Origin of the sequence: Idiomarina sp. H2, from assembly GCF_004364275.1 — a bacterium.
GTDB lineage: Bacteria > Pseudomonadota > Gammaproteobacteria > Enterobacterales > Alteromonadaceae > Idiomarina > Idiomarina loihiensis.
Genome location: NZ_SNZY01000003.1, coordinates 388,618 through 398,045, shown reverse-complemented (window position 1 = coordinate 398,045; position 9,428 = coordinate 388,618). Strand labels below are relative to the sequence as shown.

Annotated in this window: 15 protein-coding genes; 8 read left to right on the top strand and 7 right to left on the bottom strand. The window is 44.6% G+C overall.

Translation table 11 applies throughout. The features are described 5' to 3' along the window. Positions 1-86: 86 nt before the first annotated feature. Complete coding sequence (merT, locus tag DET62_RS06015) at positions 87-437, bottom strand: mercuric ion transporter MerT (RefSeq protein ID WP_105307079.1); 351 nt, start codon at positions 435-437, stop codon at positions 87-89. A gap of 74 nt (positions 438-511) precedes the next feature. On the opposite strand from merT, the gene merR reads away from it, so the two are divergent. Then, positions 512-955 carry an Hg(II)-responsive transcriptional regulator gene (gene merR, locus DET62_RS06010; protein ID WP_006956210.1) on the top strand — a complete coding sequence of 148 codons (444 nt, stop codon included), beginning with the start codon at positions 512-514 and terminating at the stop codon, positions 953-955. Positions 956-1,003: 48 nt separating this feature from the next. Here merR and DET62_RS06005 read toward each other — a convergent pair whose 3' ends face one another. Together DET62_RS06005 and DET62_RS06000 are read right to left on the bottom strand one after the other, a co-directional pair. After that, positions 1,004-1,339, bottom strand: coding sequence for a YnfA family protein (locus DET62_RS06005; RefSeq protein ID WP_006956209.1), 336 nt, complete (start codon positions 1,337-1,339; stop codon positions 1,004-1,006). A 2-nt stretch (positions 1,340-1,341) separates the two neighbouring features. Then, positions 1,342-1,797 (bottom strand): cation transporter, encoded by a 456-nt coding sequence (locus DET62_RS06000; RefSeq protein ID WP_279513161.1) that lies wholly within the window; start codon positions 1,795-1,797, stop codon positions 1,342-1,344. A gap of 512 nt (positions 1,798-2,309) precedes the next feature. Between DET62_RS06000 and DET62_RS05995 the strand changes: the two genes are divergently transcribed. Then, complete coding sequence (locus tag DET62_RS05995; protein ID WP_110013358.1) at positions 2,310-2,660, top strand: LytTR family DNA-binding domain-containing protein; 351 nt, start codon at positions 2,310-2,312, stop codon at positions 2,658-2,660. Between the two features lie 137 nt (positions 2,661-2,797). Then, a complete protein-coding gene (locus DET62_RS05990; RefSeq protein ID WP_110013357.1) occupies positions 2,798-3,148 on the top strand; it encodes a hypothetical protein in 351 nt (116 codons plus the stop codon). A gap of 104 nt (positions 3,149-3,252) precedes the next feature. On the opposite strand, the gene DET62_RS05985 is transcribed toward DET62_RS05990, so the two are convergent. Further along, the gene (locus tag DET62_RS05985) at positions 3,253-3,465 is read right to left on the bottom strand and encodes an AlpA family transcriptional regulator (RefSeq protein ID WP_110013356.1); all 213 of its coding nucleotides are present in this window, start codon (positions 3,463-3,465) and stop codon (positions 3,253-3,255) included. 224 nt (positions 3,466-3,689) lie between these two features. Between DET62_RS05985 and DET62_RS05980 the strand changes: the two genes are divergently transcribed. Continuing rightward, positions 3,690-4,034 (top strand): hypothetical protein, encoded by a 345-nt coding sequence (locus tag DET62_RS05980; protein ID WP_110013355.1) that lies wholly within the window; start codon positions 3,690-3,692, stop codon positions 4,032-4,034. A 112-nt stretch (positions 4,035-4,146) separates the two neighbouring features. Here the strand turns inward: DET62_RS05980 and DET62_RS05975 are convergent, their stop codons facing one another. Continuing rightward, complete coding sequence (locus tag DET62_RS05975) at positions 4,147-6,018, bottom strand: hypothetical protein (protein WP_110013354.1); 1,872 nt, start codon at positions 6,016-6,018, stop codon at positions 4,147-4,149. Positions 6,019-6,218: 200 nt separating this feature from the next. After that, a complete protein-coding gene (locus DET62_RS14450; protein ID WP_166635822.1) occupies positions 6,219-6,392 on the bottom strand; it encodes a hypothetical protein in 174 nt (57 codons plus the stop codon). A gap of 174 nt (positions 6,393-6,566) precedes the next feature. On the opposite strand from DET62_RS14450, the gene DET62_RS05970 reads away from it, so the two are divergent. Continuing rightward, positions 6,567-7,025 (top strand): JAB domain-containing protein, encoded by a 459-nt coding sequence (locus DET62_RS05970; protein ID WP_110013353.1) that lies wholly within the window; start codon positions 6,567-6,569, stop codon positions 7,023-7,025. Positions 7,026-7,071: 46 nt separating this feature from the next. Here DET62_RS05970 and DET62_RS05965 read toward each other — a convergent pair whose 3' ends face one another. Then, positions 7,072-7,641, bottom strand: coding sequence for a death-on-curing protein (locus DET62_RS05965; protein ID WP_110013374.1), 570 nt, complete (start codon positions 7,639-7,641; stop codon positions 7,072-7,074). A 148-nt stretch (positions 7,642-7,789) separates the two neighbouring features. Between DET62_RS05965 and radC the strand changes: the two genes are divergently transcribed. The 3 genes from radC (at position 7,790) to DET62_RS05950 (ending at position 9,416) form a co-directional block, all read left to right on the top strand. Beyond that, positions 7,790-8,266, top strand: a complete 477-nt coding sequence (gene radC / locus DET62_RS05960; RefSeq protein ID WP_110013352.1) for a DNA repair protein RadC — start codon at positions 7,790-7,792, stop codon at positions 8,264-8,266. 41 nt (positions 8,267-8,307) lie between these two features. After that, on the top strand, positions 8,308-8,745 hold the full coding sequence (locus tag DET62_RS05955) for a hypothetical protein (protein ID WP_110013351.1): 438 nt from the start codon (positions 8,308-8,310) through the stop codon (positions 8,743-8,745). Positions 8,746-8,855: 110 nt separating this feature from the next. Next, positions 8,856-9,416 (top strand): tyrosine-type recombinase/integrase, encoded by a 561-nt coding sequence (locus DET62_RS05950; protein WP_110013350.1) that lies wholly within the window; start codon positions 8,856-8,858, stop codon positions 9,414-9,416. Positions 9,417-9,428 lie beyond the last annotated feature (12 nt).

The following is a 9,428-nucleotide window of genomic DNA, read 5'->3' as shown; positions in this document are numbered from 1 at the left end:
CCGTTTTCTCAACCGCCAATGCGGGCATGCTAAACAGTAAAAATAAAATGGTTGTTATCATTGTTTTTTTCATCGTGTATTGCCTCCTAGTAAAAGAAAGGAACAACATAGGGGTAAGCCAGTGCTGTTAAAGTAAGTACCGCAACGAGCCAAAACATCACTTTGTAGCTCTTACGAGCATTTGGCGTTGCGCAGGTGTCATCAGGGTTGCAGTCATCAGCACGCCGGTATATTCGACGCCAGGCAAAGAATATGGCAATCAATGCAATGGCAATAAAAATGGGTCGATAAGGCTCAAGTGCTGTGAGGCTCCCAATCCAGGCCCCGGATACACCGAGTGCAAGTAATATGAGGGGACCCAGACAACACGCAGATGCCAGAGTCGCTGCGATCCCTCCCGCGAGAAGAGAGCCCCGACCAGATTTTGAATTTGACATAATAGTAACTCTTTCGGGCATTTTGCTTTAATGTGTTAATCTTAGACCCGTACCTCACTACGGAAGCAATAGCTATGTTAAAAAAACGCAACGTAATGACAATTGGCACGCTGGCCAAAACAGCCGGCGTGGGCGTGGAAACGGTGCGCTATTATCAGCGCCGAGGGCTAATGAGCGAGCCGGAGAAGCCGTATGGGGGAATTCGACATTACGACGAACAAGCGCTTGCTCGGCTTCATTTTATTCGCGCGTCTCAATGGCTTGGATTTAGTCTGGATGAAATTGGTGAGCTATTAACTCTGCAAGATGGCGCTCATTGCGATGAAGCACGGGAGCTTGGAGAGCAAAAGCTCACCAGTGTTCGTCGAAAGATATCGCACTTACAGCAAATTGAACAAGCGCTGAATGAGTTGGTGCAAAAATGCAGCGCCGGACACGGAGATGTCTATTGTCCACTGATGGCGTCGCTTAATGATGGGGTTGAGGACGCTACGACGGACAAACATAAGGTGCGCTAGTCTGTGTAAAACTTTTGAGTGGAGTTCTTTAACTGAATTGCTTTATAGCTAACGCCAGCCATACACAAGAATCCCCATACCGGTTAGCACAAACGTCGTGCCAATCAGGTCGAAATTGGATAGTGGCGATTTATCGACAATTCGCAGCCAGACTATGGCAGTTAACACGTAAATACCACCATAAGCTGCGTAGACCCGCCCGCTTTCCGCTGGATGAAGTGTTAATAAGTAAGCAAATAAAGCTAAGCTTATTGCTGCCGGAATGAGCAACCAAACGGAATGGCCCTCTTTGAGCCATAGGTAGGGTAAATAGCAACCGACAATTTCGGCAATTGCGGTTGCAATAAATAACCCGAGCGTTTTCAATAAAAATAATGCACTCATTATCAGTTGTCCCTACACGCTTCATCAGGATCTTCTAGTTCTACCGTTGTATGGCTTAAAGCATAGGGCGCAAGGACGTTATCGATGTGCTGTTTTAAGTCGCTACGGGCCTCGATATCAAGATTTTCAGTTAACACCAAATGAACGGTTAATACATGCTCCTCGCCATCTAGTGACCAAAAATGCAGATGGTGTAGGTCAGCAACATGAGGTAGCTCCAGTAAAGTGTCAGCGACTTGTCTGTAGGTTTTTTTGTCCGGAGTTGCTTGTATGAAGAGTTTCAGCGTTGCCCACAGGTTGCGCAGCACATTCACTAAAATAAATAGAGTAAAGCCAATCGACAATATAGGGTCGAGAATTGGCCAGTCTACGAACAACAAAACAATACCAACGATAAGTACAGCAACCCAGCCGAGAACATCCTCCAGCAAGTGCCTCCGAAGTGCGTTGAAAATTATGTGCTACCCGCGCCTGTACTCGCTCGTTTTCATTGTCTACATCAAAATGAGTAAAAACTATTGGCAGTTAACCCTGCAACCTATCAACTGTCAACAAGGAGCAAAATGTCGAATGTAACGGTGGTACGCACGAAGTTAAAACTAGAACGAGCCATCGAAAGGCGCGATAAGACCAATTGCCTTTAAAAGCGCGAACCAACTTTGAATTGCGTAGTTAAAACTCAGCAGCCTGACACCTTGATTTGACCTTTCATCACGCAAAATGATGCCTTCGCGGCTTTTGAGCCTATTCTAATTTTGGTTTGACAAAATACGGGCAACATAACTGGACTAATTAACAGGGTGATATGGATATCCAGTATTTTTTGACATACCAAATTCTGAACGCTAACGGCTATTTCACTCGGCAAAACTTCAAACCTATATCACGGCTGTGCATTGCCAAGAATTAAGGAGAAAAGCTATGCACAGATGCTTATGTATGGAAAACTGTTGTTTGCAGGGCTCTGGTCATGATTAATGAGCATGGATTGTTAGCTATTAAAACAGAGCCTGGCAAAATCACGATCATTGAGAATCCAAGCGTTATTTTATTGCGTGCTGCTGGAAATTATGTCGAGCTGTTCTTTGGGGATGGACGTTTGCTCCACCGGGCAACATTGCAGTCTATGCTTGGGAAAATGCCTGAATATTTCGTCCAAATTCACCGAAGCTACGCTGTGAATTTAAAACACTTGAAGTACATACAGAGCGAGTTAGGGCGTTATACCGAGTGTGTTATGTCAGATGGGCAGCAGGTTCCCATTGGCCCCCAATTCCGATCGCTGTTAATGATGAAGCTAGGTCTCCAATCAGACGATTAACTCTCCATATTCACCACCAATATCTACCGTTTACTCCATTATTCGTTAGTGTTCGTCACAAATTACCATCAATTACTGCGGCGTGTGTAACCCTCTAGTCTGAGCCTATTTGTGTTTATTCAGCGAGGATTAATTAAATGGATGTTCGGGTTTATGGGGTACGTGAGTTACCCGATGTTAAGTTGAAAAAGTTATTACGTGACCACGAGTCTTTTGTCATCGAGAAGGTGCCGCGCAAACATTTCAAAGAGGTTATCAATACGCTGGAAAAGCATATTGAGACACTTGATATGAAGTGCCGAGTTTTCTCGAAGGGGCGTAAGACATTAATGGCAGGTTCTTTCTTTGGTCCGACGGCAATTTGGGGTGTCGCTTCTGCGGCGTTTATGGGCGCACATAATGTAGCAACGTGGGACCCGGACTATGAAATTGCTAAGAACCGAGTAACTGGTACCTTAACCGTTACCTACAAGAAAAAGGACGACTGAGGGCTCTAGGAGCCCTCTTTATTTTTTGTCTACTCAAGTTCGTTATCGCGTTCAGCAATACGTTGCTCTATCCATTCTTAAATTTCGTTTTTGAAATTCGCTTGTTAATAACGGTTTGTGATTGAGTGAGTGTCCTCACCACGTGATTTTCTGAGGCATTGCATTAGCCATTCGTCGACTTCACTTTCTAGCCAGCCACTAGCTCGGCCGCCAAGTAATACTGGTTTGGGGAATCCGTCGTTTTCTATACGGCGGTAAATGGATGAGCGACTAAGGCCAACTTTGTTAATGACTTCTTCTAAGCGAATGAATCTCATGAGTTTTCTCCTATCTGAGTTTGTCTCATGGGATTGGTTGACCCTGTAAGAAATTATTTGAGACTGGTTTACGGCTAGCCTTAAGCTCGAGCATTAATTAGTTCATTGTCTTTAAGCACGCATTCGCCCTTCATTTTGTCCGTCTGATCATAAATAACCCTGCACTAATTAGGCATGTGGAAATCTGGGCTAACGTTTATTCCAATGACTGAAAGGAGCTAGTCATGAAAAGGGCATTATCTATTGCATTGTTTGCTGGACTTTTAGCTGCGTGTAGCGATCCGGATCCTCAAGTAAGTATTGAGGCTTGGGAGCATACCAACCGGCATACAGGTGGCACGTACTTCGTAATTGAGATTACATCAATTGAAGAGCAGGTAACGGTGGAAGATATGTTGGTTAATCGCGGGAACTGCGACTACAGTGATAAAACGCCTTACTCAAGAAAGCCATACCTACCAACCGATCTGAAGTACGGTGAATCTATTGAGCTTAAAATCTACGATGACTGCTCGCTGACTGAGATTGAAGTGGTAACTGATAGTGGCTCTACAGTAGTTAATTATTAGCCTAACTTTACGCCGCACACTGGGAGTGCTTTTGTTTCCTTAGTGCGGTTAGCTCAGGGTCATAGACGAGCCCTGGCTAGAAATTTTTTTTAGCTTCATACCCGCGAATAGTTTATTTGTTAAACTCATCGTTTTTAAGCGCTTTATTAAGTAAATGAAGCTTCAAAATGTTGAGTGCAGGCTCGTCGAGCTTACGTAAATTAAAGCCCCATTTATCAGATTTATTTAGTCGCTCGAAATAGTAATCGATTAATGGATCTGCCTGGCTTGAATATAGACATGACGATAATTTCGGCATTTCGTAGCTATATCGGCTGTATAGGCAGTCCAGCTCTAAAAGGAAGTCGTATGATAGTTGAAAATCAAACTGACAGTTTTGAAGCACATCGTAAATTTCTGAAATAAGTGGTTTCAGCTCTTGCTTAAAACTACGCTCAAACTCGCTATGTTCTGTGTCAGCCAGTGATACAGAAAATAGATACTTAAGCTCTCTGATGTGTTGGTTAAGGTAATCGTTATTCATGCGACGAGCAGATTCACGCTCTAAAATTTCCAGTTGAGCGAGAGGAGTTTTATCTCTCTGTATTGGCTGCTTAGAGAGTTCGCTTTCGAAAGTCCTCCTTTGGAATTCAACTCGTTCTATCAGTTCATCTAAAACATTGTATCGCTTCTCTAAGTATTTCATGAGTTCGCTTGTCTTTAGTAGGAGGGAACTATCAGGTTGACCGACTTCGTTGCTGTAAAGAATTACCTTTAAGTCTGCGTTGTCCATGCTAGGTTGGTGGGGCCAAGATGCGAAATATCGTTTCTTGCCACCATTTAAATTTATATTGACTGGGTGTGCTCCAAAGCATGAGCGAATATGTTTAAAGTACTTATCATCGTCCATCCCTTCTTGCCCTCGGAAAATAGAGCAGTCGCCCTTGAAAGGGCTTATTCGTGCGGCACTCTCGTTAAGAATAGAATTGAGGCTCATGATGGCTTCTGAAACGAGGTCAATAGATGAAATGAGCGAGTATAGTTGCATGGACCGCACATCAATATCTCGTGAAAGTGGATCTGCATTGGTAATGGATCGGATAGCAACGCTAATCCAGTCCATACACGAGCATATTGGGTTCCAGTAGTTTTTCCCGTTTTTACTGCTGTAATAGAGGTAAACGAAGCCGTATTCGTTTACTTTATCTCGGAACTTGTTAATGAGTTTATCTGAAAGGCCTTTATTGGTTTCCGACTGCTTTCTCTCGGTTGCTACCTCCGGTACCTCAATGGAGTAAACATTAAGCTCCCATAGCCTAATCTGACTTCCCCAATGCTGTTCAACGCCTTGTTGGATGGCTTGGTAATATTTTTGATGATGTGGCTGCAGTGCTAAGAGGAAAACAACATTTGCAGTCGAAAACGCGCAAACCATGCTTCCTTGAGTTCTCTCTTGAAGTGTCGAAAGCATCCGTTGTATGAAAGTAGAACGTTTCTCTCTAGCGAAGTGTTGATAGAACAATATTGATTTGCCGGCATTCCACAGCGCGTCTAGCTCATGCCAGTATAAATATTTCGACGATTTTGCTTTGCCATATGGTTTGGTTTTCACTTCGAGACCGTTGTCGGGGTCGAGAAATACGAGATCAGACTGTTCTGTGAACGCGAGTAACTTTTTAAACCAGGCCTTTCGTTGGGTTGCATCGTCAGGAATGACTTTATCGAAATACTTGGTAGTTGGTATAAAGTTATACTTTTGAGCCAACCCTACATGCCGCTTCCTCTCATTCCCAAGAACGTAGCTTAATTGATCAAATAATTCAGGATCGCTGGGCCTCCATTTCGCTGGAGCGTTTAAATAGCTTAGAAGTTGACCGTCAGTAGATTTGTCATCGGGTGTGAGCATCCACGCAACAGAGATAGTTAAGTTTGTTGCTTTACTAATGCACCTGAGCAAACCGTACTTTCTGTAATCGTTAATGTCACCAAAGTACTGGTTTTTCATTTTACTTATTCCTGTGCAAATAGTGTCGTTAAGCGAGGCCTACATTAAGCTAATTTTTTAGATCTGACTTTGCAAGGCTTGGCTTTAGAGTATGACTGTTTGCGATAAGCTTATTAATACTTGGCTTGAGAAGGGAATTCAATTTGAAGCGCTCAGGGATCAGTAATGTGATCCTCAGAGCGCTGAGCTTTATTCAGGGTTTAACCACGACGTTCTCTACCTAGCTCCTTTTCAGCTAGCTGAGTTGCTTGCTCAAGAAGGTTTTCTGGAGCATCAGCCCAGCTTGAGTGGCAGCCAAGCTCACGAAGGTAGTGTTCCACACAAGTATCGAATTTCGAATCATGCCCGTTGTCACCAAAATTATTATCGCTCATTATTCTTCCTCTTTATTGTTGAATTATAAGTAGGTTCAACTAAGAGGTTGGGGCGGTCTTCTAAAAATCAATACAGGAGCAGCTGAACTTTTAAGCTTGCAAAGCCCCTATTCGGTTACATTTGAAACCTATATTACCGCTGTGCATTGATACATTAATACTTAAGGAATCGATATGCACAAGCAAATAAAAAATGATAAGAGCGCTGAGTCAAGATCAGAGCGAGAGTTGTTGGACAAAGCGTATCTCCTAATCCAGTCCCGATTTTTACAGGGAGAGGGTTTTACAGAGCCGGCAATGGTTAAAGAGTTCGTCCAGGGAAGCTATCAGCAGTGCTCAAAAGAAGTTGCAGGTTTACTGCTACTCGATAGTCAACACCGACTCATAGATAACGTTGAGTTTGAAGAGGGTAAAGAGCTGGCTGCATCTAGAGTGTACCGTGAGGTACTTAAGGTTAACGCTGCAGCGGTTATTGTCAGTTATTTTTCACCTTCGAAAGAGCTGAGTCACTCTGACAAAGAGCATGAGTTATCAGCACTTAAGTCGGCCCTGAACCTGATTGACGTATCCCTACTGGACTGTATGTTGGTAACTGATGAGGTCGTCTCGCTTGCTGAGCGGGGACTATTATGATTGGGCGGCTGTACTGCTAGGGTACAGCCGGTTTGCATCCTGAGTTTTATAAATCGGCCAATCTAATCCAACGTCTACGACCACCTAACCACGGCTTCTTTATTTTTTGGCAAGCCCCGTAGTCTCCGTTCACGTCATAAGCCATTTTTATAGTGGCAGTAAGCGACACAGTCATGTCTTCATCGAGAGCTATCTCAGCAATGTCCATAGGCACATGAGGTCGTTGAAGATGGAGAGATTCAACATAGCTTTCAGCTCCGGCATAAGCACCGGAGAGGCAGATAGCCATCGTTTCAGGGTCTGCGTGTCGCTCGATGAAATTGTAAAGATACTGCTGTGTACAGACAAAACCGTGACCGTAGAGCCTAAGGAAAAGCAGGGCGCAGACCAAAGCCGTATCACCGCTTTGTCTACCAAAAGCGTTTGAGCGAATGAGCTGGTACGCGTAAACGCCAGCCGCTTCAAAAGCTCCATATGTCGGGTTATTCCAAATTTCGTTGGACGCTTGTTTTACTGCAGACTCCAACGCATCCCTTTTAATGTAGTAAGGGTCGTCGTGAAAGTGATTGTGGATGAGTTCGATATGCTTTGCGTCAAAGGTAAAAGGGTTATACATGATGACTCCAAGTTTCTGTTGTGTTGATTGATCGTGCTTGCTTTCAAAGCATCGGTCGGAGCCGTAATGTTTTATTGCGATAGTTAAGAGCCCATCAGATTTCAGACCTATATCACTGCTGTGCATTTACCAAATTAGGAGGTTAACAATGCACACACTTGATAAAGGCTGTTACTCATCAGCCAACAATGAAGCTGAGCGAGACGTTTTTCATCGCGCCAGTCAGATCCTGGAAGAGCGTCACTTACGAGGCCAAGAGCCTTACAACCCGAACGTCATTAAGGACTTCCTGACGTATAAGCTGGCGCACTACGAGCGTGAGGTATTCAGCATCATCTTCCTGGATGAAACGGGACACTTCATCGAGTACCGCGAGCTGTTCTACGGCACCATCAATGCGGCCAGTGTGTACCCACGGGAAGTGGTTCGAGCCGCACTGGAAACCAAGGCGTCTTCACTCGTCCTGTCACATAACCACCCCTCAGGAGAGCCGGAGCCTTCCAATGCGGATATCCGTTTGACGGAGCGCCTGAAAAAGGCCCTGGCTATTATCGACGTTGACGTGAAAGACCACATCGTTGTCGGCAAAGAGTGCGTGTCATTCTCTGAGCGCGGTCTTCTTTAGCGCTAGTTCACTTGTGTAACCAAATACTGGAGTAAAGCTTTATGGCGGCAATATTTAAGACACCGGCATCTAGAAAGTGGGTAGTGCTGGGAATTAAGGCAGCAATAACAGCACTGGCACTTTTACCGCAATTGCGAGAGCGCCAGCAAAACACTGGATGCTTACGGTCAGAGTCAGACTTTCCTAACGCTATGTCAGCAAGCCCACTGGGCCTGATCCTGCTCGATGAGCGGGGCTATGTCATCACGTCCTACCAAATCCGTCACCACATCAGTGATGACTCTGCGGTTGATAGTGACGGCATAAAGCGGGCAGCGTCCAAAGCGAAAGCGTACGGAGCTGTTTTAACGTTCGACAAAGGTGTCTATGCCAATGGCCTGTCGATAGAGCCTGACGTTGTTGAGAGCGTTAGAGCGGCTTTGGAAGAGGCTGGTGTACGATTATTTAACCAAAGCTTTTCGTCTAGAACGGGACCTTAAAAAGCTGTTCCGTTTCTAGTCTATTAACGACACTACAGCCCTTGTATAACGAGGGCTTTAAAACGGAATGTCGTAATTTTAAAAGCATAGAAAAATAAGGAAACTTAATCATGGCTGAAGTACAAGCAGTGAAGGATTTGGACCAGGTGAAGCTTATCGGCCATCTTCTTCTAAAAACCTACGGTCAGCAGATAGCTGATATCTGGAACGTTGGCTTAAACTTAGCTTTACGCATTTCTGACTTACTGTCAATTCGGTTCAGCGATATCCAAGGGGATAGACTAGTTCTCAGGGAGAGTAAAACCGGTAAGGTAGCAAGTATCAAGCTCAACGATAAAGCTAGAACGATCATTGAACGGATACGCTCGGAGCACCCTGACCATACTTACTTGTTTCAGTCCTATCGTAATCGCTGGTCGATTAACCAGTCACCCAGGCCATTGAGCAGCCGGTATGTGAATCGTGCAATCTCAATGATCGGTGAAGAGGTAGGGTTAGACCTGGGAACGCACTCAATGCGTAAAACGCGAGGTTACCACCTCTACAAAAACACCAATGACCTTGCACGGGTTATGAAGATGCTTAGGCACAGTAATGAGGCGGTTACCTTGCGTTACATTGGTATTACTCAGGAGGACGTTGATAGGGACTTTGTTGAGCTGGAAATTTAAGGGGCAGTAATG